The organism is Sporosarcina sp. QA0331, from assembly GCF_055808055.1.
The window spans coordinates 3062857-3086551 of sequence record NZ_CM147850.1; the positions used below are offsets into that span (position 1 = coordinate 3062857).

Sequence of the window (23695 nt, forward strand, 5' to 3'; positions counted from 1 at the left end):
CTCCTTATCGCCTGATTTCTTTTTCGTGCGGCAATACTGTATCCGCATAGATTTCTGTCGGATATTCACCCGTGAAGCAAGCAAGACATTGTCCACAATTTTTCATGTCAGACGGTCTGCCGATCGCTTTCAGCATCCCTTCCGCCGATAGGAATGTCAGTGAATCCGCGCCGATCAATTCCCGCACTTCATCTACAGAACGCCCTGTCGCGATCAATTCGGAATCGGTGCTAATGTCGACTCCATAGAAGCAAGGGCTGACGAGCGGAGGCGCAGCGATGACGACATGAACCTCTTTTGCACCGGCTTCTCTCAGCATTTTGACGATCCGTCTCGAAGTCGTGCCGCGGACAATCGAATCATCCACCATGACTACCCGCTTCCCTTCGACGACTTGGTGCACCGGAGAAAGCTTCATTTTCACGCCTCTTTCGCGCATCGCCTGCGTCGGTTGAATGAACGTCCTGCCGACATATCTGTTTTTAATCAATCCTAATTCATACGGGATGCCGCTTTCTTCCGAAAATCCGATCGCCGCAGAAATGCTTGAATCCGGAACCCCTGTCACAACATCCGCTTCAATGTTGACTTCCCTTGCAAGCTGCTTGCCGCATCGTTTCCTTGCCATATGGATATTAATACCGTCGATATCCGAATCCGGTCTCGAAAAGTAGACGTATTCCATCGAGCATATTGCCCGGTCCGCCGGTTCCGCGAAACGATCGGAATGCAATCCTTTTTCATTAATGACAATCAATTCACCGGGCTCAACCGACCGGATCGTTTCCGCGCCGATTAAATCGAACGCGCAAGTTTCAGATGCGACAACCCATGCATCTCCCAATTTCCCGAGAGACAACGGACGCAAACCATTCGGATCTTGGGCGACGAGCAAGCCTTCCTCCGTCAAGACGACGAATGCGAATGCCCCTTTCAACATCGACAGCGCTTTTTTCACACGATCACGCTGTGTCAATGAACCGCTGCTGCTTCGTTTAATCAAATGGGCAAGCACTTCCGTATCAGACGTTGTTTGAAAAATACTGCCTTGCTTTTCAAGACTTTCCTTCAAATCTTTTGCGTTGACTAAGTTGCCGTTATGCGCAATTGCCAAACTGCCTGTCATGGAACGGAAGACGAGCGGCTGTACATTTTCCGCTCCTCTTCCTTCCTCTGTCGTATAGCGGACCTGTCCGATAGCGGCACGTCCCGTCAAGCCTTTCAGCGCATCACCGGAAAACACATCATTCACAAGGCCTTCGCCTTTGACGACATGAAGCCCTTTGCCGTTCTTCGTGACAATCCCTGCGCCTTCCTGCCCGCGGTGCTGCAGCGCATGCAAGCCGTAATAGCTTATTTGCGCCGCATCTTCATGGCCCCAAATGCCGAACACTCCGCATTCTTCATTCAGGCCTCTGAGTTCAGCAAGCATGGAATTGCCCCTTTCCAAGCAGAACGGAATTCTTCCACCGTCCCGTCAATTAAGACTGCATCGTTATCGCCTTTGATGACGATTTTATTTTGATCGGTAACCGTACCGATTTTTGTAGCATCGTTCACAATCGCTTCAAAAGCAGTCATAAGCTCCTCTTTCACTGTTACAAGGAAACGCGATTGCGTTTCACTGAATAAAGCCGTCACAGCTGAACCAGATACAGTCACTTCTGCGCCAATGCCATTCGCATCGAATGCCTTCTCGCAAAGCGCCACGGCAAAGCCGCCTTCCGACAAATCAGTCGCCGATTGGACAAGCTTGCTTTGGATCGCTTTCAATAGAGCGTTTTGACGGGATGCTTCCACTTCCAAATCAATCGCAGGCGCTTTACCGAAAATTTTCCCATGAACCATTTGCTGAAGCTCACTGCCGCCGAATTCTATCGCCGCTTCTCCGATCAGATAAATTGCGTCTCCTGCTTGTTTAAATGAAGTCGTCGTCACTTGAGATAAGTCATGAACGAGTCCTACCAAGCCCATTGTCGGAGTCGGGTAGACCGGCACTCCATTCACTTCATTCGACATTGACACGTTTCCACCGATGATTGGTGCATTCAACGTGCGGCACGCCGCTGCAATGCCATCTGCCGACTTCTCGATTTGCCAGAACACTTCCGGCTTGTCTGGACTTCCGAAGTTCAAGCAGTCCGTTGCCGCAATCGGTTCTGCTCCAGAACAGATTAAGTTACGAGCCGCTTCTGCAACTGCAATCTTCCCGCCTGTTTCCGGGTCGAGGTAAATATAACGAGAGTTGCAATCCGCTGTCATCGCAAGACCTTTATTCGTACCGCGGACACGGATGACGCCTGCTGATGAACCAGGCGCCACGACTGTATTCGTTCTTGCTTGCGAATCGAATTGGCTGTACACCCACTCTTTCGACGCGATTGTCGGACGTTGCAATAAAGCAGACAATGTCTCCTTCAAATCGCCAACAGCCGGTTCTTCATTGTCCATCGCCTGAAATTCTTTGAAGTAAGCAGGCTCTTCCGACTTTTTATAATAAACAGGTGCATCTTCGGCAAGTGTATCCGCCAAAATTTCTGCAACAACCTCGCCTTTATGGATAAGTCGAAGCATTTTATCCTCTGTCACTTTCCCGATTGCGACTGCTTCCAGTCCATATTTCTTGCACAAGTCGATGATTTCCTGCTCACGGCCTTTCTTCACGACGACGAGCATCCGCTCCTGCGACTCGGAAAGCATCATTTCATAAGCTGTCATTCCCTCTTCGCGCTGCGGAACGAGGTTCAAATTCAACTCCACACCATAACCGGCTTTCGAAGCCATTTCAGCTGACGACGAAGTGAGCCCTGCTGCGCCCATATCTTGGATGCCGATCAACGCGTCGGACTTCACCAATTCAAGGCACGCTTCCATAAGTAGCTTCTCAAGATACGGATCACCTGCTTGCATGACCGGCAGCTCTTCTTCTTTATCAACCGCGACTTCAGAAGAAGACATCGTTGCTCCGTGAATACCATCGCGGCCCGTTTTCGCCCCGACGTATAATACCGTATTGCCGACACCGGATGCCAAGCCTTTCTGAATATCTTCATGATTCAGCAATCCGACTGCCATCGCATTGACGAGAGGACGTTTCGAATAGCTATTATCGAACTGGACTTCACCGGCAACTGTTGGGATGCCGATCGTATTTCCATAACTTGCAATCCCTGCAACCGCCTCTTCGAATAAATACCGATCACGCTCATCCGTCAAATCACCGAAACGCATCGAATTCACAAGCGCTACTGGACGTGCTCCCATCGAAAAGACATCACGGATAATACCACCTGCTCCAGTCGCTGCACCAATGAAAGGCTCGATCGCAGATGGAGAGTTATGTGATTCCAATTTAAAAACAGCCGCCTGATTGTCCCCGATGTCGACGATTCCTGCTCCTTCCCCAGGACCTTGCAGCACGCGCGCACCTTCCGTAGGGAATTTACGCAATACCGGCTTTGAGCTTTTATAAGAACAATGTTCAGACCACATAGCCGAAAACAAACCTGTTTCCGTGTAATTCGGTAGACGTCCGATCATATCGACTGCACGATCGAACTCCTCATCGGTCATTCCCATTTGGCGATACAATTTTTCATCTTTGATTTGTTGAGCTGTTGGTTCATGCATGGTTGACATTCTTCTCACTCCAGTTCTTCAAAATTGAACGGAATAAAGGCAAACCGTCCGTTCCGCCGATGATTTCCTCTACCGCCCGTTCCGGAAGCGGCATCATGCCAAGGACATTCCCCTCTTCATTCAAAACGCCTGCGATTTTCTCCGTACTGCCATCAAGATTGCTGTCTTCGTACGTGAAAACAATGCGACCTTGCTCTTTCAATTTCGTTGCAGTTTCCAAATCGATGTAGTAATTACCGTACTCATGGGCGAATGGAAGCGTAATTCGTTGGCCTTGTTCATAAATGCTCGTGAATGTTGATTGCGAATTTTGAACAGTAAGCTGTGCATTGCCGCTTCTGAATTTCAATCCTTTATTCCGCAAGAAGGCACCTGGAAGGATACCAGCCTCGACTAGGATTTGAAAACCGTTTCCTACGCCAAGCACGGGCTTGCCGGAAGCGACGAATGCTTTCAAACTGTTAATTGATTTAGAGCTTTGGGCAAGCGCACCCGGGCGTAAATAATCGCCGTAGGATGCACCCGTCGGAATGACAACAGCATCGAAGTTGTCCAAATTGGCGTCCTGATGGTTGACGATTTCGGCTCCAACGCCGACGATATCCAAAAGGGCGTGATACATGTCCACATCACAGCTGGATCCAGGGAAACTTAGTATAGCGAACCTCATTTGCCCGCGACCTCCCCGATTTCAAAGCTATAGTTCTCGATCACTTTATTGACAAGAAGCTTATCGCACATTTCTTTCACACGTGCTTCGATTTCACTATCAGTTCCCGCTAGCTCAAGCTCAATCAGTTTTCCGACACGAACGCTTTCGACTTCATTGAAGCCCATTGATTGAAGCGCCTCCTGAGCAGCAATTCCTTGTGGATCAACAACACTTTCGCGTAATGTTACGTAAACGTTCACTTTTGTCATGTCAATTTCCTCCCGAATGGATAAAGTTTGGTTTCGAATTTGTGTAGAAATTTCAAGCCCAAATGCCTGTTGAATTGATTTCTTCCAATGTCTTCTCTATATCATCGGTCATGATGGTCACATGTCCCATCTTCCGTTTTTCTTTCGCTTCGGCCTTCCCGTACAGATGGACGGACCAATCAGGATAGTTCATAATCACTTTCTTCAACGGCACGACATGCTCCCCGAGCACATTCACCATAATAGATGGAGCCCATAGCTTTGGCTTGCGTAACGGCCAGCCGCATATAGCACGGACATGTTGGTGAAATTGTGATACATTGCACGCCTCGATTGAATAATGTCCTGAATTATGAGGGCGAGGAGCAAGCTCATTGATGACAATTTCATCATTTTCGAGTACAAACATTTCGACCGCAAGCGTTCCTACAAGATGTAGGTGATCTGCGATTTTTTTCGCCGCCTCTTCCGCTTTCGCAACGACAGTCGGAGCAACCCTTGCAGGAACGATCGACTCATGTAAAATATGATTCTTATGAATATTTTCGGCGGTTGGAAGACAATACGACTCCCCTTCTGGGTTGCGTTGGATGATGACGGATATTTCCGTCTTGAAAGGGACATATGCTTCCGCGATGCATGCCGAATGGGCAAATAGCGGTTCTGCTAGTTGGATATCGTCTGCCGAATCGAGCTTCACCTGCCCCTTTCCATCATAGCCGCCGAATGCGGTTTTTACGATGCATGGGAAGCCGACCTGATCGATTTCCTGGATTAATTCACTGAATGAAGCGGCTGCGACATAATTTGCGACCGGCGCACCGGATGCTTTGATTTCAGCTTTTTCCGCTATTCGATTTTGAGTGATCCGGACTAGCTCCGCTCCTTGTGGGACATAAGCGATTTGGCTAAGACGCTCAAGCCCTTCGAAATCGATGTTTTCAAATTCATACGTGATAACATCACTTACTTCACCAAGTTCTTCAAGTGCCGCTTCATCGTCATATGGAGCGACAATCCGGATATCAGCAATTTGGCCACATGGTGAATCCATCGTCGGATCGAGTACGGCTATTTTGAAACCTGCTTCCTTTGCTGCCAGTCCCATCATTCGCCCAAGCTGGCCTCCACCGATAATGCCAATCGTCTGTCCAGGTAAAATCGTCTTCATAGCAACTCACCACTGCTTTCTAGTGCCGTATCGCGCATTTTCTCTCGACGTTCTTCAAGACGGCTTCGCAGCGCTTGATCATGCACGGCTAAAAACTGTGCCGCAAGCAATCCGGCATTCGTAGCGCCTGCCTTGCCGATCGATACCGTAGCAACTGGAACCCCTCCAGGCATTTGAACGATAGAAAGCAATGAATCCATTCCATTCAACGCTTTGGATTGCACTGGAACGCCAATGACGGGCAAAAGCGTCTTTGCTGCGACCATGCCCGGAAGATGAGCGGCGCCGCCTGCACCGGCAACGATGACTTCAATTCCACGGTCTTGAGCTTGTTCCGCATATTCAAACATGAAATCCGGTGTACGATGTGCTGAAACGACCTTCTTCTCATAATCAACATCAAGCTCGTCCAATATGTCGCAAGTATGCTTCATCGTTTCCCAATCACTTTTACTTCCCATGATCACGCCGACTTTCGGTTCCATACATATCCGCTCCTTTTGTACAATGCTTAAAAAATCAATAAAAAAATCCTTGAATAAGCTGCCTTCCAAATGCATGGAAAGCAGTTCATTCAAGGATATTCAATAAGCGGCAAGTGAACGTATCCATAAGACATGGCACACCCTTCGCTGAATCCTAAAAATCGCTTTCCCGCATAGTCCGGACATTTACGGTGTCCTGGTAGAGACGCTGAAGCCAATCCTTCAGCATATATGTGGGTTATGTAACTACAATCAGTGTAACAACTGAAATTGAATACGTCAATAAAAAATACGAACAATAGACATTCAGTTGTGTCCATTGTTCGTATAACAGTCAATTTATTCATCTAAGATTCCTTTAAACTTAATCAACTGGCGGATTGGGACATATTCGCCATCTTTTTCTGTGAAAACCGGCTCCTCCATTCGGCCAGCCACACGATAACCAGCTGCGGCCAATCGATTTAGACAGTCCTCAATCGACTCGCCTTCCTCAACTTCAAACCATACCGTTTTCTTCTTCGCACTCATTTAAACAATTTCCCTCTCCTCACAGACTTCACCCAGAATCCTCCATGGATCGTTCTCGCCTCATACGCAATAATAAACGCCTTCGGATCAATCTGTTTAATCGTATCATATAGCTTCAATTCATCTTTTCGGGGTGTCAATATTTGCATCGCCGAGCGATTCCCTTCCAATCCATGCGCAGACCAATCCGTCACTCCATAGCCTTTGTCTCGCAATAATCTTGGCATCTCATAATCCACGCCCGCCGTAATGACATTCACCGTAATATAGCCAAGCGCCATCTTCTCTTCAATTTTCGTACCGACGATAACCCCGCTGCCGTATCCTAATGCATATGCAATAATATTTTGTATTTCATTCAAATTATCCAACACTAAACCAAGACCTACAATATAAATGACAATCTCCACCATACTGACGAAGGCGGCACTATAACGATAGCCCTTTAAAGTTAAAATCATCCGGATCGTAAAGAATGAGACATATACGATGTTAATGACAAATATGATCAATACCATTTTCATTCCGCAGCAAACCTCCCAAGACTAGGTTGACCTCCATCGTATCGTGCAATGCTGTCGATTACAAGAATTTGATGTTATAGATGAGTGGAAGATCCAAGATGTCTGTTTATATTTTTGGGATGGTATATAGAGGTATGAGATTTTGGGCGCGGGTGAGTTTGCTTTGAGTGTGGAGTGGATTGCTTTGAGCGGTAAGTGGCTCGGTTTGAGCGCGATATGGCGCGATATGGCTCGGTTTGAGCGCGGTGGGCTTGTTTTGAACGCGTGGAGATTCGCTTTGGACGCGCGGCAACTTGTTTTGGACGCGAGGAGATTCGCTTTGGTCGCGTCGCGACTTGTTTTGGACGCGTGGAGATTCGCTTTGGACGCGTAGCGACTTGTTTTGGACGCGTGGAGATTTTTGGACGCGTGGAGATTCGCTTTGGACGCGTAGCGACTTGTTTTGGACGCGTGGAGATTCGCTTTGGACGCGTAGCGACTTGTTTTGGACGCGTGGAGATTCGCTTTGGACGCGTAGCGACTTGTTTTGGACGCGTGGAGATTCGCTTTGGACGCGTAGCAACTTGTTTTGGACGCGTGGAGATTCGCTTTGGACGCGTGGAGACTTGCTTTGGACGCGCGGAGGTTCGCTTTGGACGCGTGTTTTTTAGTTGACAAAAAATTAAGCACAGCAATTCCATTCATCTCAAAAACACTATCCTTCCGCGGAATACATCATCCTTACCGCGGATACACATAATGACTAAAAGAAAGCCACCTCGCGTCGAATGCCTTTGACACTTTAAGAACTTGTAATTGGAACGAAATAATTTTTAAACACAAAAAAACCATCCCCAAATGGAGATGGCATTTGCCCGGCGACGTCCTCCTCTCACACAGGGGAAGCCCCTACTACCATCGGCGCTGAAGAGCTTAACTTCCGTGTTCGGTATGGGAACGGGTGTGACCTCTTCGCCGTCGTCACCAGACTATTGAACGTTGCTTGTTCGTTCAAAACCGGATAAAACCAACATTGTTGCTGAACTTCAAGTCCAACCGTACTTCTTAACTGATAAGGTTAAGTCCTCGATCGATTAGTATCCGTCAGCTGCACGTGTCGCCACGCTTCCACCCCGGACCTATCCACCTCATCTTCTTTGAGGGATCTTACTTACAAATGTAATGGGAAATCTCATCTTGAGGGGGGCTTCATGCTTAGATGCTTTCAGCATTTATCCCGTCCACACATAGCTACCCAGCGATGCCTTTGGCAAGACAACTGGTACACCAGCGGTGTGTCCATCCCGGTCCTCTCGTACTAAGGACAGCTCCTCTCAAATTTCCTGCGCCCGCGACGGATAGGGACCGAACTGTCTCACGACGTTCTGAACCCAGCTCGCGTACCGCTTTAATGGGCGAACAGCCCAACCCTTGGGACCGACTACAGCCCCAGGATGCGATGAGCCGACATCGAGGTGCCAAACCTCCCCGTCGATGTGGACTCTTGGGGGAGATAAGCCTGTTATCCCCGGGGTAGCTTTTATCCGTTGAGCGATGGCCCTTCCATGCGGAACCACCGGATCACTAAGCCCGTCTTTCGACCCTGCTCGACTTGTAGGTCTCGCAGTCAAGCTCCCTTATGCCTTTGCACTCTACGAATGATGTCCAACCATTCTGAGGGAACCTTTGGGCGCCTCCGTTACACTTTAGGAGGCGACCGCCCCAGTCAAACTGCCCACCTGACACTGTCTCCTGCCCGGATCACGGGCAAGGGTTAGAAGTCCAATACAGCCAGGGTAGTATCCCACCATTGCCTCCTCCGAAGCTGGCGCTCCGGATTCCAAGGCTCCTACCTATCCTGTACAGGCTGCACCGGAATTCAATATCAGGCTACAGTAAAGCTCCACGGGGTCTTTCCGTCCTGTCGCGGGTAATGCGCATCTTCACGCATATTATAATTTCACCGAGTCTCTCGTTGAGACAGTGCCCAGATCGTTACGCCTTTCGTGCGGGTCGGAACTTACCCGACAAGGAATTTCGCTACCTTAGGACCGTTATAGTTACGGCCGCCGTTTACTGGGGCTTCAATTCGAAGCTTCGCTTGCGCTGACCTCTCCTCTTAACCTTCCAGCACCGGGCAGGCGTCAGCCCCTATACGTCACCTTACGGTTTTGCAGAGACCTGTGTTTTTGCTAAACAGTCGCCTGGGCCTATTCACTGCGGCTCTCTCGGGCTTTAACACCCTACCAGAGCACCCCTTCTCCCGAAGTTACGGGGTCATTTTGCCGAGTTCCTTAACGAGAGTTCTCTCGATCACCTTAGGATTCTCTCCTCGCCTACCTGTGTCGGTTTGCGGTACGGGCACCTCCCGCCTCGCTAGAGGCTTTTCTTGGCAGTGTGAAATCAGGGACTCCGGGGACAATTCCCCTTGCCATCACAGCTCAATGTTATAGGAACGGGATTTGCCTCGTTCCACACCTCACTGCTTAGACGCGCATGACCAACAGCGCGCTCACCCTATCCTTCTGCGTCCCCCCATTGCTGATAACGGCGGGGAGGTGGTACAGGAATATCAACCTGTTATCCATCGTCTACGCCTTTCGGCCTCGACTTAGGTCCCGACTAACCCTGAGCGGACGAGCCTTCCTCAGGAAACCTTAGGCATTCGGTGGAAGGGATTCTCACCCTTCTTTCGCTACTCATACCGGCATTCTCACTTCCAAGCGCTCCACCAGTCCTTACGATCTGGCTTCGACGCCCTTGGAACGCTCTCCTACCACTGACACCAAAGGTGTCAATCCGCAGTTTCGGTGATCCGTTTAGCCCCGGTACATTTTCGGCGCAGCGCCACTCGACCAGTGAGCTATTACGCACTCTTTAAATGGTGGCTGCTTCTAAGCCAACATCCTGGTTGTCTGGGCAGCGCCACATCCTTTTCCACTCAACGGATACTTGGGGACCTTAACTGGCGGTCTGGGCTGTTTCCCTCTCGACTACGGATCTTATCACCCGCAGTCTGACTCCCAAACATAAATCATCGGCATTCGGAGTTTGTCTGAATTCGGTAACCCGGGATGGGCCCCTAGTCCAAACAGTGCTCTACCTCCGAGATTCTTTCGTTTGAGGCTAGCCCTAAAGCTATTTCGGAGAGAACCAGCTATCTCCAGGTTCGATTGGAATTTCACCGCTACCCACACCTCATCCCCGCACTTTTCAACGTACGTGGGTTCGGGCCTCCAGTAAGTGTTACCTTACCTTCACCCTGGACATGGGTAGATCACCTGGTTTCGGGTCTACGACCCCATACTCATTCGCCCTATTCAGACTCGCTTTCGCTGCGGCTCCGCATTCGCTGCTTAACCTTGCATGGAATCGTAACTCGCCGGTTCATTCTACAAAAGGCACGCCATCACCCATTAACGGGCTCTGACAACTTGTAGGCACACGGTTTCAGGTTCTCTTTCACTCCCCTTCCGGGGTGCTTTTCACCTTTCCCTCACGGTACTGGTTCACTATCGGTCACTAGGGAGTATTTAGCCTTGGGAGATGGTCCTCCCGGATTCCGACGGAATTTCACGTGTTCCGCCGTACTCAGGATCCACTCTGGAGAGGACGGACTTTCGACTACGGGGCTTTTACCCGCTATGGCGGACCTTTCCAGGCCGCTTCGTCTAATCCGTCCCTTTGTAACTCCGTATAGAGTGTCCTACAACCCCAGGAAGCAAGCTTCCTGGTTTGGGCTCTTCCCGTTTCGCTCGCCGCTACTAAGGGAATCGATGTTTCTTTCTCTTCCTCCGGGTACTTAGATGTTTCAGTTCTCCGGGTGTGCCTCGTTCACGCTATGTATTCACGTGAACGTACTGCCCCATTACGGGCAGTGGGTTTCCCCATTCGGAAATCTTCGGATCACAGCTTACTTACAGCTCCCCGAAGCATATCGGTGTTAGTGCCGTCCTTCATAGGCTCCTAGTGCCAAGGCATCCGCCGTGCGCCCTTTCTAACTTAACCTTTATACGGCTTTCAATCCGCTGCGCATTGCGTTGTCAGCTCAGTCGATCAGTCAGTCACGTACTGAAGTACGCTCCTTCCCTCTCTCCATCGCTTCCTAGCACTGCTTGCGTCTTGAAACCCTCGGGTGATTACAAATGTATAGCGATATACATTTAATAATCGTTAAAAAAGTATTGTTCAATCACAAAAGTGATCGACTCGGTTGATTACTTGATGTTTTGTTGCTTCAATGTCGTTTTATCCAGTTTTCAAAGAACAAGGTTTTGAAAGATCATCAAAAGATGAACCTTCAAAACTGAACGCAAAACGTCAACGTATGAACCGGAGGTTCATATTCCGTAATTATCCTTAGAAAGGAGGTGATCCAGCCGCACCTTCCGATACGGCTACCTTGTTACGACTTCACCCCAATCATCTGTCCCACCTTCGGCGGCTGGCTCCCGTAAGGGTTACCCCACCGACTTCGGGTGTTACAAACTCTCGTGGTGTGACGGGCGGTGTGTACAAGACCCGGGAACGTATTCACCGTGGCATGCTGATCCACGATTACTAGCGATTCCGGCTTCATGCAGGCGAGTTGCAGCCTGCAATCCGAACTGGGAACGGTTTTATGGGATTGGCTCCCCCTCGCGGGTTCGCAGCCCTTTGTACCGTCCATTGTAGCACGTGTGTAGCCCAGGTCATAAGGGGCATGATGATTTGACGTCATCCCCACCTTCCTCCGGTTTGTCACCGGCAGTCACCTTAGAGTGCCCAACTGAATGCTGGCAACTAAGATCAAGGGTTGCGCTCGTTGCGGGACTTAACCCAACATCTCACGACACGAGCTGACGACAACCATGCACCACCTGTCACCGCTGTCCCCGAAGGGAAAGGCATGTCTCCATGCCGGTCAGCGGGATGTCAAGACCTGGTAAGGTTCTTCGCGTTGCTTCGAATTAAACCACATGCTCCACCGCTTGTGCGGGTCCCCGTCAATTCCTTTGAGTTTCAGCCTTGCGGCCGTACTCCCCAGGCGGAGTGCTTAATGCGTTAGCTGCAGCACTAAGGGGCGGAAACCCCCTAACACTTAGCACTCATCGTTTACGGCGTGGACTACCAGGGTATCTAATCCTGTTTGCTCCCCACGCTTTCGCGCCTCAGCGTCAGTTACAGACCAGAAAGCCGCCTTCGCCACTGGTGTTCCTCCACATCTCTACGCATTTCACCGCTACACGTGGAATTCCGCTTTCCTCTTCTGTACTCAAGTCCTCCAGTTTCCAATGACCCTCCACGGTTGAGCCGTGGGCTTTCACATCAGACTTAAAGGACCGCCTGCGCGCGCTTTACGCCCAATAATTCCGGACAACGCTTGCCACCTACGTATTACCGCGGCTGCTGGCACGTAGTTAGCCGTGGCTTTCTGACGAGGTACCGTCAAGGTACGGGCAGTTACTCCCGTACTTGTTCTTCCCTCGCAACAGAGCTTTACGATCCGAAAACCTTCTTCGCTCACGCGGCGTTGCTCCATCAGACTTTCGTCCATTGTGGAAGATTCCCTACTGCTGCCTCCCGTAGGAGTCTGGGCCGTGTCTCAGTCCCAGTGTGGCCGATCACCCTCTCAGGTCGGCTACGCATCGTCGCCTTGGTAGGCCGTTACCCCACCAACTAGCTAATGCGCCGCGGGCCCATCCTGCAGTGACAGCCGAAACCGTCTTTCAGAGTTCTTCCATGTGGAAGAACCGATTATTCGGTATTAGCCCCGGTTTCCCGGAGTTATCCCCATCTGCAGGGCAGGTTGCCCACGTGTTACTCACCCGTCCGCCGCTAATATCAGGAGCAAGCTCCCTTCAATCCGCTCGACTTGCATGTATTAGGCACGCCGCCAGCGTTCGTCCTGAGCCAGGATCAAACTCTCCATAATAGAGAAATTCGAGTAGCTCGAGTTTCTTGCTGGCATCATTTAAGATGTCAATTTCGAATCCAAAGATTCGTTTTGTCTTTTCACCGACGGGGTCGGCTACGAGACTTTATTTGTTGACGTTTTGCTGTTCAGTTTTCAAGGTTCATATTTACTGTCTTAAGCTGTCGTTTTATGTCGTTCTCTCGACTGCTTTATTACTATACCAAACGAATAATAAAGTGTCAACAGTTTTAGGGGATAATTTTCACTTCATTCGTTTTCTTCTTATAAAAGCCTGTCATATCAGTACAATTACTCGAACCTTGTATTTCAAAAAAACATATCCCTATTCAGTTAATAGTATCTGAGTACATATAAAGAATCCCAACAAAAAAAGAACGGCCACATAGGAACCGTTCCATTTGTTATGCATTTGCTTTTTTTTAGAACTCTACTTTATTTAATAAAGATAAAATACAAAATGAATAAGATGAATAATCCGTACATGATCGGATGGATTTCTTTTCTTCTTCCACTCAGCAGCATTGTAATCGGGTAGAAGATGAATCCGATTGCGATACCGGTTGCGATGCTATATGTCAGCGGCATCATGATGATCGTGAAGAATGCCGGCACCGCGACTTCGAACTTCGTCCATTCGATATTCCCCAATGCCGATACCATTAGCACACCGACAATGATAAGTGCTGGTGCTGTCACTTCAGGCGTGATGACAAACAATAATGGTGAGAAGAACATAGCCAATAGGAAAAGTGTTCCCGTTACAATAGAAGCAAATCCTGTTCTGGCACCGGCTGCTACACCTGCTGTCGATTCAACAAAGGAAGTTGTTGTTGATGTTCCAAAAATCGATCCTGTCACTGTCGCCATTGAATCCGCAAGCAATGCTTTACCGGCACGTGGCAATTTTTCATCCTTCATTAATCCTGCTTGTGTCGCTACAGCAACCAACGTCCCTGCAGTATCAAAAAAGTCGACGAACAAGAATGTAATAACAATGACAAGAAATTGTGTTGTCATCAAAGATGCCGGGTCATTGAAGATCGCTTCAAACGCTGCACCGAACGTCGGAGCGACGGATGGCACTTTGTCGACCACTTTCGTCGGAATTTCAATTAGGCTGACAATCATCCCAACGATTGTCGTTATTATCATTCCATAAAAAATGGCACCTTTAATTTGCCGTACCATCATGATGACCGTAATCACTAACCCGAAGATCGCAAGCAATGTTGGTCCCGCTGTCAAATCTCCAAGCGCCACGAGCGTGTTCGGATCAGCAACGATAATATTCGCATTTTGAAATCCGAGGAAAGTAATGAAAAGGCCTATCCCCGCGCCGACCGCATATTTCAATTGTGCAGGTATCGCATTGATAATCAGTTCACGCAATCCAGATATTGAAAGAATAATAAAGATAAGTCCAGAGAATAATACGCCTGTCAATGCAGTCTGCCATGGGATTCCATAAGTAAGCACGACCGTGAACGCGAAGAATGCATTCAGCCCCATACCTGGAGCCAAACCGATAGGATATCTAGCAATCACCCCCATGAAAAGTGATCCTACCGCCGCTGCTAATGCAGTGGCAACGAAAACAGCGCCTTTATCCATGCGCATAGCATCGGGCAGATCAGGCACTCCTTCCAATGAAAGCATGATCGGATTGACTGCCAATATATATGCCATCGCAAGGAAAGTCGTAAGTCCCCCGATGATCTCTCTCCGATAATTTGTTCCAAGCTTGTCAAACTCAAAATATTTCTTCATGATAACCGTCCTTTTATGTATTTTAAAATAATGGTGATCCTCGAACAGTTCGAAAATCCATTTTAACGACAAAAAAAGGAAGTATACGATACTTACTCGCATACTTCCCCATGACAACCAAATTAAAACGATTTTCGCTTTAATTCAATCATCGTAGTCAGAACATTTACGGCGTTCTGGTAGAGACTTTTGGGCCATATCCCCAAAGATATACGATGCAGTTATTCAATTTTTATTTATTCCCACTCGATTGTGCCTGGTGGTTTTGCAGTAATATCGTAGACGACACGGTTTACGTGATCGACTTCCGATGTGATGCGTGTGCTGATTTTCTCAAGGACGTCCCAAGGGATACGCGCCCAATCCGCTGTCATACCATCTACGGAATGTACTGCACGCAAACCGACTGCATAGTCGTAAGAACGTTTTTCATTCCTTACTCCAACGCTGCGGATGTCCGGCAAGATTGCGAAGTATTGCCAGATTTCCCGATCTAGTCCAGCTTTCGCTATCTCTTCACGGAGAATCCAGTCGGCTTCACGGACGATATCAAGTTTCTCTTCCGTGATTTCCCCAAGCACCCGAACGCCAAGGCCAGGACCTGGGAATGGCTGGCGATGCACGATGTCTGCAGGCAAGCCAAGCTCTGCTCCTACCGCACGTACTTCGTCTTTGAATAATGCTTTCAACGGCTCGATCAATTCAAACTCCATATCTTCCGGCAATCCGCCGACGTTATGATGGGATTTGATCACTTCATTTGTTGCTGTTCCGCTTTCGATAATGTCTGCGTAAATTGTACCTTGCGCAAGGAAGTCGATTCCTTCTAGCTTCGCAGATTCCTCGTCGAATACGTAAATGAATTCGTTACCGATCACTTTCCGTTTTTGTTCAGGATCAGTGACGCCTTTCAGCTTGTCCAAGAAGCGTTTGCGAGCATCTACTTTAATGAAGTTCATGTGGAATTTATTGCTGAATGTGTCAACAACACTTTCCACTTCACCTTTTCGAAGAAGACCGTGGTCAACAAAAATGCAAGTGAGCTGATCGCCGATCGCGCGGTGGATCAATGTCGCTACAACCGATGAATCGACGCCGCCGCTAAGTGCGCAAAGGACTTTACGGTCGCCTACTTGAGAACGGATCTTTTCGACTTCGATATCGATAAAGCTTTTCATCGTCCAGCTGTCTTTTGCTTTGCAAATTTCAAAAGCAAAATGACGCAGCATTTCTTTTACATCCGCTGGTTGTCCGACTTCTGGATGTGATTGCTCGTTATATGGATATTTTTCTTCTTCTACAAACGCAATTGATTTGCCGTTTGAGCCTATCTCAAGTACAGGGATGCCTAAATTGAACACTTCAGAATTGATACTAAGCCCAGCATCTTTAGATCCGCCAGAAAGAATAATTCCAACAGCCTGCATATTTTTAATTTCCTCAGCTGTAACGGTATGAGGATGCAATTCACTGTAAACCCCCAACTCACGGATCGTGCGTGTGATTAGTTGGTTATATGCACCACCGAAATCCAGAACAACAATTTTTTCCTGTTCGATCAATAAAGGAGCCGTCGACAATTGATCCACCTCTTCCAATTAGTTTCCGAAGCCTCATAAATCAGTAAAGACGCGTCAGAAAGTCCTTCTTTCCACGCGTCTCAACAGTCTACTACAGGCAGAAACAGACATGGCTGTCCTGCCTTCATAGACAGGCCATTCACGGTGGCCTGGTAGAAACATCCGAACCATATTATCGGACCTATATGAGGGCATATCGGTTGTTCTTTTTTTCAATCTTACGCTTCCGGCGATCAAAAATCAACAGGTAGCCCTATTGATTAAATCTTCCCATATTTCCTGCAAACTTGCCCAATCATCATGGTTTGTATATCCACCATAAAGGCCTCGTTCATAAGCTTCCGTGAGCTGTCCCATTCTGCGGCCGCCGAAGTGCGAATCCACCGATTTCGCATACTCGGACAATGTCATGCTATCCGTCCGTTTAAAACCGAAGCGATCCAACTGCTTCAATAGACTTTTATATTGTTTCGTGTACATATCCCAATCCGCTTTCTTTTTACGATACGCGTTGATCAAAAGCTTAGGGATCCATTTCCCGCGATGCTGATAAACTTTCCATGCAATAAAGAGAACGATGGCAATCCCGAGAATTCCAACCCACGCATTTTCACGCAAGAACTTGTTCGTCTTCTCGAATAAAGCAACGAAGCTATCATCTTCATCTTTCACTACCGGATTTTCGGCCCGGTCGACTTCAGGCCTCTCACGCTCTTCCATTTCCGGTACTTCAGGATCACTTACATCCATTTCCAAGTCATATTCGATGCCTGTCATATTCGAAAACCCGATAGTCGGCTCGAAAGGCATCCAGCCGAACCCTGGAATATAAGCTTCTACCCAGGAATGCGCTTCATTATTCGTCACTGTATATTCAATCTTGCCTCTTGAGTTCGTTTTTCCTTCACCCGGAGCGAATCCTTTTACCCAACGTGCAGGAATATCGGATGCACGCAGCATGACAACCATGGACGTTGAAAAGTTATCACAATATCCGCGTTTCGTATCGAACAGGAATTGATCGACGTAATCTTCATTTCCTTTTGGCACAGCCACGTTCTGCTGATCATACATGAAACCGTTTCTAGCGAAGTAGCGTTCGATCGACTTCGCTTTTTCGTACACGCTTTCCTCTTTCCCTGTAACATCGAGCGCCAATTCGCGGACACGGTCTGGCAATTCCTCAGGCAGCTGCAAGAATTCAGTGAAATCCTCGGATTCCAGTGCATAGTCATCCATCGAAGTCTCGCGCAGTGCCTTCAAGCTGTATTTTTTCTCAACCAGGTCAATTCCGAATGAATCAAGCTCAGTGTCTTCTCCGTCTTTCATCACCCAAAATTGGCCCGTATCTTGCCGATTTTGCAAGACGACGTCTGTCCTCGTATGGATTTTGGACGTGCCATATGGATAGACAAGATATGGCAGTTGTTCATTCATATTGATCTCAGCGCGAAGAAAATCGCTTCCTTCAAGCAAACTATCTGCACCGTCATAGGCAAGCAATGAACCCGGGACAATGTTAACGGGCATCGTATCGACGGATTGCTGTTCCCAACCTTTTGACGTGTACGTATTTTTCGTTTCAATTTTCCAGTATTGCTTCTTAGGAACGGTTGCTTTGAAAACGACCGTATTGTCTTGCGAAAAAGCGCCTCCTAACCTTGAATCGTCCGTATCATATCCGCTTTTCGAGACGACGCTGCCACTGCCGATCCCTTCACCTTGGACGAGCGATTTCAAGAAAGGGACAGGGTCGGCCCAGACCGGACCCCGATCCGGCATGAAGCTCGCAAATGCGCTGCTGCATATAACCGCGAACAATAAAGGAAGGGAGAAAGTGGCGAACATACCCGTGTTCATTTTCCGTCCATGTCTGTCGGAAATGCGGGAGATCGTCAGCAATCCAATCAATAGAAGCCCCGATACCATAATCCTAAAAATCGCCCCATCGGCCGAATAGGAGCTGAATGTATCTAAAACGGCTATGAAAATGACTGTCATTGCGTAGAAGAGGAGGATGCTTTTCCGCACTTCGATCCAATGGCGTATCAAATAAATCGTCATCCATAAGAGGACAAAAAAGAGGACCGTCCGGAACGGATTCGTAATGCCCTCCCAATTCCACGCGGCAATTATGCCGACATTCGATACCAGATCATTCGTAAGCATTGCGACCGTTTCTCGCGATAGAATGGCAGTTTCGAAAAACACATAGTGAAGGGACCAAAATAGATAGATGATCTTCAACGGAACGGATAGCCACCATCTCATTTTAAGTAACCCAAACAGGAAGGAGATGGCGATGAAATAAAGGAAGACCGCTATATATTCCGTATCGGTCAATTCAATGACAGGCAATAGCCATTCCCAGAGCAGGATGAAAGCCAGCACATACATAAGTATAAGGAAACGCATATCCGTTCTTCCTTCATTCATTAACTAGCCACCTCCTTAAATGCCTCTGAAAACTGCTTTCTGCTAAGGGCATGAATTGTTATCCCTTTCGCCTTGGCGTATCTAATTTGCTCTTGAAATTGCGTCGGCAATGCAACTTCCGGGTCGACGAGTACGAAACAGATGACCGATCTTGTATTTTTCACGAAACTCATCATTGATTGGAGGAACGGCCAATCAGGATTGCTTGTCACAATAACTACACTGCCGGCAGATGCTTCTAGTGTAGATGAAAGCGGCTGTACGTCTCCTGCAGCGGCTGGCCTAACTTTAGCTAAATGTACAAAAACATCATGCAGCTGGTCTGATGAATGGATGAACGGAAACGTAACCGTCTCTGCACCTACGGAAGCGAAAGCGATATTCGCCTGATGGTTTGTCGCCTCTTCGACAATGGAGGCCGCAAGCTCCACCTGCTCTTCGAAAAGGTTTGATTCCCTTCCGTCTAGCAGGACAATAATATCCTCCGATTGCCGATCTTCAAATTCCTTCGTCATCAGATTTTGCGTCCGGGCGAAAGACTTCCAATGGATCCAAGTGACTCGGTCACCAGCCTGGTAATCCCTTACTCCTGTCGCCATCGTCGTATCTTTCACGAGCGAGAACGGGGAGACGAGTGATCCACGGTCGTATTGAGCGTTGATCGGTACGTATTTGATCGACGTCGTATTTGGATAAACAAGAATAACATCTTTCAATTCCAGAAATGCACGTTTTTGAATCCAACCAAAAAAGTCGGAAACTTCTATTTCAACGCCCTCCACAATATGCTCCCCTCTCGGAAGCTTATCGATTTCATAAGAAAATTCCACGCTTTTTTTAAACCCGAATAGGAAAATATGTTTTGAAAGTTTTTTCGTTTTCAACTCCATAGCAGGGTCCGCCCATTTTTCAATCGCGACTGTATATAATAAAGGGAAAGGGACCGTCCGCGTAAGTTTAACTGTAACGGCGAGCTTCCCTCCACTCTCGATCGTTTTTGTCCGGATAAGCCGTTCAGCTTTTATATTATTCATCGGATAGACAAATAGAACGATTGAATACAAGAGGAAAGGAGTAAGCATATAGAAAATCGTCCAACTCACTTTACCGCCTTGGAACATTGCAAAGACATAGACGGAAAAGAAAAGGCCGACGATGAAAACGAAGCGGCCAGTCATCGATAGCAATCTTTTCCCTTTACTCATTTCGATCCAACCCGGTCGATAGGCACACTTACCCTTGTAAGGATCCGTTCGACAATTTCATTTGCAGTAATCCCTTCGTACTTCGCTTCCGAACGAAGGATCATCCGATGGCCAAATACAAATGGAGCCAAATATTTCACATCGTCAGGCGTTACATACGTTCTTCCTTTAATGAGTGCATACGCTTGGCATGATTTCATGAGCGCGAGCGATCCACGCGGACTCACTCCGAGGTAGACATGCGCATTGTTGCGGGTTTCCGATGCACAATCGACAATATATGTTTTGATTGTATGATCGACATTCACTTCCTTCACCGCTTGTTGGAGCTCCGCCAATTCATGAATCGATAAGACCGTTTCCAACTGTTCGATCGGTACCGATTTTTCTGCTCGGGATAGAACTTCAATCTCTTCACCCCTTTTTGGATAACCCATTTTCAATTTGAAGAGGAACCGGTCCAATTGAGCTTCTGGCAACGGATACGTCCCTTCATATTCAATCGGGTTCTGGGTCGCCATGACGAAAAACGGCTGAGGGATTCGGATCGTTTCCCCATCCACCGTCACGGACGATTCCTCCATGCTTTCGAGTAACGCGGCTTGCGTCTTTGGAGACGTCCGATTGATTTCATCAGCTAGAACGATGTTTCCGACAATCGGTCCCGGTCTGAATTCAAATTCCATTTCCCTTGGATTGTAGATCGAGACGCCAAGAACATCAGATGGCAATAAATCCGGTGTGAACTGTATACGTTTAAAAGAGGCGCCGATCGATTTTGCAAGCGCCTTTACCATCATCGTCTTTCCTACTCCCGGCACATCCTCCAACAGGACATGTCCGCCTGCAAGCAAGGCGGTTACGCTTAACTCTGCAATATCCCGCTTGCCGATCATTACCTTATCTATATTCGCAAGAACTTTGTCGATCACTTGTGCATATGTCATTCTTCTTCCTCCCATTCCAGCTTCTCTCTATAACTTGCCCAAAATTTAGCAAAAACATGTCCGAAAATTTACAAAATGTAACTTTATAATACCGTAATAACGAACCGGCTACAACCTATTGAAAACACTATAAGACAAGATATGACAAAAATACGCATAAAAACAGATGAAGGAAAGCTTCATGCATTCCTTCATCTGTATATTTCGCGAACTATTGAAATTCATTTCCAAAAATCATCGAATATCGTAATCGGCATATGACGCTTATGCTCCGACCGTTTATAATGCTTTTCAATCGTTTCAAGAGCTTTGTCCAAAACCGGCTTCCCTTCGAGGAAGTCATCGATCTCCTCATACGTGACACCAAGTGCAACTTCGTCAGGCAATGCCGGCTTGTCGTCTTCGAGATCTGCGGTCGGCACTTTTTCATACAAATGCACCGGGGCTCCGAGCACTTTCATAAGCTGGCGGCCTTGCCTCTTATTCAAACGATAGATTGGCATGAGGTCGGCTGCGCCGTCACCGAATTTCGTGTAGAAACCTGTCACTGCCTCTGCCGCATGGTCGGTTCCGAGAACGACACAGCTATGCGAAGCTGCGATCGAATATTGGACTTTCATACGCTCACGGGCTTTCTCATTCCCTTTCGTATAATCGGAAATGATAATTCCCGCTTTCTTCAATGCTCTTTCACTTGCATCGACCGCCTCTTTAATATCAACCGTATAGAGCATGGATGGCTTGATGAAATCAAGGGCATCCTGCGCATCATTTTCATCAAATTGCTTCCCGTACGGTAATCTGACGGCGATAAACTTATAACGATCCGTATCGTTCTCTTCATTCAATTCATCAACGGCGATCTGCGCAAGCCTTCCGACGAGCGAAGAATCTTGCCCGCCAGAAATGCCGAGAACAAAGCCGTTCACAAATGTATTTTTCACTGCATAGTCCTTCATGAAATCAATCGATTTGCGGATTTCTTCTTGGGGGTCAATTGACGGCATGCTTTTCAGCTCCGCTATGACCTGTTCTTGAAACGTCATTGTCCGCACCTCCTCATCTCATTGAAAACTCATCCACCATGTCCTGCACGTCACGGATATTGCGCATTTTATTGTCCCAACATTTTTGGCTCAAGTCGACCGGATATTCTTCTGGATTCAAAGAACGTTTGTATTCATCCCATAGTAAATCCAAATTATCGTGGGCGAACTGGCGCATTTCATTCAATGTGGGGTTTTTATAAATCACGTTTCCACCTTCGATAACTTTCGTATGCAAATTCACTGCATCAAAATTCGTTACGAATTTGGAAATGAACGTATGCACAGGATGAAACATTTTAATCCTTTTTTCAACTGTCGGATCTTCATCCTGCATCGTAATGTAGTCGCCTTCCGCCTTTCCGTTCTCCCGATCAATGATGCGATAAAGCTTCTTCTGGCCAGGCGTTGTCACTTTCTCAACATTTGATGAAATTTTGATCGTATCTTCCATTTCACCTTTTTCGTTTTCGATGGCAACGATTTTATAGACTGCGCCAAGAGCCGGTTGATCGTAAGCGGTGATTAGCTTCGTGCCGATTCCCCATGAATCAACCTTCGCCCCTTGTGCTTTCAAATTCAAGATCGTGTACTCGTCCAAATCATTTGAGACAACGATTTTCGCATCGTGGAATCCTGCTGCATCCAGCATTTTCCGCGCTTCCTTCGACAGGAACGCGATATCGCCGCTATCGAGGCGGATGCCAATGAAATTGATTTTGTCACCGAGCTCCTTCGCTACTTGGATTGCCGTCGGAACACCTATTTTCAGCGTATTGTACGTATCGACGAGGAAAACACAGTCCTTATGGCGCTTAGCATACGAATGGAAAGCTTCGTATTCACTTTTATACGCTTGAACCATCGAATGGGCATGTGTGCCAGCAACCGGAATGCCAAATCGCTTTCCAGCACGCACATTGCTCGTCGCCTCTACCCCTCCAATGACTGCTGCTCGTGCTCCCCAAACCGCCGCATCCATTTCATGCGCGCGCCGGCTTCCGAACTCCATGACGACTTCATCTTTGACGACTTGCTTAATGCGGCTCGCCTTCGTTGCGATGAGCGTCTGGAAATTGACGATATTGAGAAGCGCAGTCTCGATCAGCTGAGCTTCCGCCAACGTTGACTCCACGCGAAGGATCGGTTCATTTGCAAATACAAGTTCCCCTTCCTTCATCGAATAAACATCGCCCGTGAAACGGATATCCTTTAAATAGTCTAGGAAGTCATCTTGGTAGCCAAGCTCTTCCTTCAAATAGATCAAATCACTTTCGCTGAAATGGAATCCCTTCAAATAGTCGAGGATCCGCTCAAGCCCCGCAAAGATCGCATAGCCGTTACCGAATGGCAAATTTCTGAAGTACAGCTCAAATACCGCTTTCCGTTCATGAATTCCATCCGCCCAATACGATTCCATCATATTAATTTGATAAAGATCTGTATGTAGTGCCAAACTGTCATCTGCATATTTCGAGCTCATGCCAAAACTCCTTCTTCCGAATTCTTCTGATAGTAACAGTATACACTATTTACCCTTAATTCGA

Annotated in this window: 16 protein-coding genes, 3 rRNA genes and 3 riboswitches; of the genes, 1 reads left to right on the top strand and 18 read right to left on the bottom strand. The window is 47.7% G+C overall.

Features of this window, described 5'->3' with window-relative positions:
* Nucleotides 1–4 precede the first annotated feature (4 nt).
* From purF to AC0L13_RS15575, 8 genes are all read right to left on the bottom strand, one after another.
* Nucleotides 5–1432, bottom strand: a complete 1428-nt coding sequence (purF, locus tag AC0L13_RS15540) for an amidophosphoribosyltransferase (protein WP_473641160.1) — start codon at nucleotides 1430–1432, stop codon at nucleotides 5–7.
* Nucleotides 1408–3639 (bottom strand): phosphoribosylformylglycinamidine synthase subunit PurL, encoded by a 2232-nt coding sequence (purL, locus tag AC0L13_RS15545; RefSeq protein WP_473641162.1) that lies wholly within the window; start codon nucleotides 3637–3639, stop codon nucleotides 1408–1410. The genes purF and purL overlap by 25 nt, the downstream gene beginning before the upstream one ends.
* Nucleotides 3623–4309: a phosphoribosylformylglycinamidine synthase subunit PurQ gene (purQ, locus tag AC0L13_RS15550; protein ID WP_473641164.1), complete on the bottom strand. Its 687-nt coding sequence runs from the start codon at nucleotides 4307–4309 to the stop codon at nucleotides 3623–3625. The genes purL and purQ overlap by 17 nt, the downstream gene beginning before the upstream one ends.
* Nucleotides 4306–4560, bottom strand: coding sequence for a phosphoribosylformylglycinamidine synthase subunit PurS (gene purS, locus AC0L13_RS15555; RefSeq protein WP_473641166.1), 255 nt, complete (start codon nucleotides 4558–4560; stop codon nucleotides 4306–4308). The genes purQ and purS overlap by 4 nt, the downstream gene beginning before the upstream one ends.
* A 52-nt stretch (nucleotides 4561–4612) precedes the next feature.
* Complete coding sequence (gene purK / locus AC0L13_RS15560; protein WP_473641168.1) at nucleotides 4613–5731, bottom strand: 5-(carboxyamino)imidazole ribonucleotide synthase; 1119 nt, start codon at nucleotides 5729–5731, stop codon at nucleotides 4613–4615.
* Nucleotides 5728–6216, bottom strand: a complete 489-nt coding sequence (gene purE / locus AC0L13_RS15565; protein ID WP_473641170.1) for a 5-(carboxyamino)imidazole ribonucleotide mutase — start codon at nucleotides 6214–6216, stop codon at nucleotides 5728–5730. The genes purK and purE overlap by 4 nt, the downstream gene beginning before the upstream one ends.
* Nucleotides 6217–6370: 154 nt before the next feature.
* Nucleotides 6371–6471, bottom strand: a riboswitch (purine riboswitch).
* 84 nt (nucleotides 6472–6555) lie between these two features.
* The gene (locus tag AC0L13_RS15570) at nucleotides 6556–6747 is read right to left on the bottom strand and encodes an NETI motif-containing protein (protein WP_473641172.1); all 192 of its coding nucleotides are present in this window, start codon (nucleotides 6745–6747) and stop codon (nucleotides 6556–6558) included.
* On the bottom strand, nucleotides 6744–7271 hold the full coding sequence (locus AC0L13_RS15575) for a DUF2179 domain-containing protein (protein ID WP_473641173.1): 528 nt from the start codon (nucleotides 7269–7271) through the stop codon (nucleotides 6744–6746). The genes AC0L13_RS15570 and AC0L13_RS15575 overlap by 4 nt, the downstream gene beginning before the upstream one ends.
* A 264-nt stretch (nucleotides 7272–7535) precedes the next feature.
* Here AC0L13_RS15575 and AC0L13_RS15580 point away from each other — a divergent pair, with 264 nt between their 5' ends.
* The gene (locus tag AC0L13_RS15580) at nucleotides 7536–7925 is read left to right on the top strand and encodes a hypothetical protein (RefSeq protein WP_473641175.1); all 390 of its coding nucleotides are present in this window, start codon (nucleotides 7536–7538) and stop codon (nucleotides 7923–7925) included.
* Nucleotides 7926–8123: 198 nt separating this feature from the next.
* On the opposite strand, the gene rrf is transcribed toward AC0L13_RS15580, so the two are convergent.
* The 10 genes from rrf to AC0L13_RS15630 form a co-directional block, all read right to left on the bottom strand.
* Nucleotides 8124–8239, bottom strand: a 5S ribosomal RNA gene (rrf, locus tag AC0L13_RS15585).
* Between the two features lie 85 nt (nucleotides 8240–8324).
* Nucleotides 8325–11258 (bottom strand): 23S ribosomal RNA (locus AC0L13_RS15590).
* Between the two features lie 355 nt (nucleotides 11259–11613).
* Nucleotides 11614–13164: ribosomal RNA gene (locus tag AC0L13_RS15595) — 16S ribosomal RNA — on the bottom strand.
* The 16S, 23S and 5S rRNA genes sit together here, the layout of an rRNA operon.
* Nucleotides 13165–13599: 435 nt before the next feature.
* Complete coding sequence (locus tag AC0L13_RS15600; RefSeq protein WP_473641177.1) at nucleotides 13600–14934, bottom strand: NCS2 family permease; 1335 nt, start codon at nucleotides 14932–14934, stop codon at nucleotides 13600–13602.
* 134 nt (nucleotides 14935–15068) lie between these two features.
* Nucleotides 15069–15170, bottom strand: a riboswitch (purine riboswitch).
* Nucleotides 15171–16514 (bottom strand): glutamine-hydrolyzing GMP synthase, encoded by a 1344-nt coding sequence (gene guaA / locus AC0L13_RS15605; protein WP_473641179.1) that lies wholly within the window; start codon nucleotides 16512–16514, stop codon nucleotides 15171–15173.
* Between the two features lie 107 nt (nucleotides 16515–16621).
* Nucleotides 16622–16723, bottom strand: a riboswitch (purine riboswitch).
* 31 nt (nucleotides 16724–16754) lie between these two features.
* The gene (locus AC0L13_RS15610) at nucleotides 16755–18950 is read right to left on the bottom strand and encodes a DUF4129 domain-containing transglutaminase family protein (RefSeq protein WP_473641181.1); all 2196 of its coding nucleotides are present in this window, start codon (nucleotides 18948–18950) and stop codon (nucleotides 16755–16757) included.
* Nucleotides 18950–20155 (bottom strand): DUF58 domain-containing protein, encoded by a 1206-nt coding sequence (locus AC0L13_RS15615; RefSeq protein ID WP_473641183.1) that lies wholly within the window; start codon nucleotides 20153–20155, stop codon nucleotides 18950–18952. The genes AC0L13_RS15610 and AC0L13_RS15615 overlap by 1 nt, the downstream gene beginning before the upstream one ends.
* Nucleotides 20152–21102 carry an AAA family ATPase gene (locus tag AC0L13_RS15620; RefSeq protein WP_473641185.1) on the bottom strand — a complete coding sequence of 317 codons (951 nt, stop codon included), beginning with the start codon at nucleotides 21100–21102 and terminating at the stop codon, nucleotides 20152–20154. Before AC0L13_RS15620 ends, AC0L13_RS15615 begins: the two co-directional genes overlap by 4 nt.
* 221 nt (nucleotides 21103–21323) lie before the next feature.
* A complete protein-coding gene (gene nadE / locus AC0L13_RS15625; protein WP_473641187.1) occupies nucleotides 21324–22148 on the bottom strand; it encodes an ammonia-dependent NAD(+) synthetase in 825 nt (274 codons plus the stop codon).
* Between the two features lie 13 nt (nucleotides 22149–22161).
* Nucleotides 22162–23631, bottom strand: a complete 1470-nt coding sequence (locus AC0L13_RS15630; protein ID WP_473641189.1) for a nicotinate phosphoribosyltransferase — start codon at nucleotides 23629–23631, stop codon at nucleotides 22162–22164.
* Nucleotides 23632–23695: the final 64 nt, after the last annotated feature.

Excerpts from the sequence above, each read along its gene's own strand:
- purF (WP_473641160.1), bottom strand. The coding sequence starts at position 1,432 with ATGCTTGCTGAACTCAGAGGCCTGAATGAAGAATGCGGAGTGTTCGGC.
- AC0L13_RS15610 (WP_473641181.1), bottom strand. The coding sequence starts at position 18,950 with ATGAATGAAGGAAGAACGGATATGCGTTTCCTTATACTTATGTATGTG.
- purL (WP_473641162.1), bottom strand. The coding sequence starts at position 3,639 with ATGTCAACCATGCATGAACCAACAGCTCAACAAATCAAAGATGAAAAA.
- AC0L13_RS15620 (WP_473641185.1), bottom strand. The coding sequence starts at position 21,102 with ATGACATATGCACAAGTGATCGACAAAGTTCTTGCGAATATAGATAAG.
- nadE (WP_473641187.1), bottom strand. The coding sequence starts at position 22,148 with ATGACGTTTCAAGAACAGGTCATAGCGGAGCTGAAAAGCATGCCGTCA.
- AC0L13_RS15600 (WP_473641177.1), bottom strand. The coding sequence starts at position 14,934 with ATGAAGAAATATTTTGAGTTTGACAAGCTTGGAACAAATTATCGGAGA.
- AC0L13_RS15575 (WP_473641173.1), bottom strand. The coding sequence starts at position 7,271 with ATGAAAATGGTATTGATCATATTTGTCATTAACATCGTATATGTCTCA.
- purE (WP_473641170.1), bottom strand. The coding sequence starts at position 6,216 with ATGGAACCGAAAGTCGGCGTGATCATGGGAAGTAAAAGTGATTGGGAA.
- AC0L13_RS15570 (WP_473641172.1), bottom strand. The coding sequence starts at position 6,747 with ATGAGTGCGAAGAAGAAAACGGTATGGTTTGAAGTTGAGGAAGGCGAG.
- purQ (WP_473641164.1), bottom strand. The coding sequence starts at position 4,309 with ATGAGGTTCGCTATACTAAGTTTCCCTGGATCCAGCTGTGATGTGGAC.
- purK (WP_473641168.1), bottom strand. The coding sequence starts at position 5,731 with ATGAAGACGATTTTACCTGGACAGACGATTGGCATTATCGGTGGAGGC.
- purS (WP_473641166.1), bottom strand. The coding sequence starts at position 4,560 with ATGACAAAAGTGAACGTTTACGTAACATTACGCGAAAGTGTTGTTGAT.
- AC0L13_RS15630 (WP_473641189.1), bottom strand. The coding sequence starts at position 23,631 with ATGAGCTCGAAATATGCAGATGACAGTTTGGCACTACATACAGATCTT.
- AC0L13_RS15615 (WP_473641183.1), bottom strand. The coding sequence starts at position 20,155 with ATGAGTAAAGGGAAAAGATTGCTATCGATGACTGGCCGCTTCGTTTTC.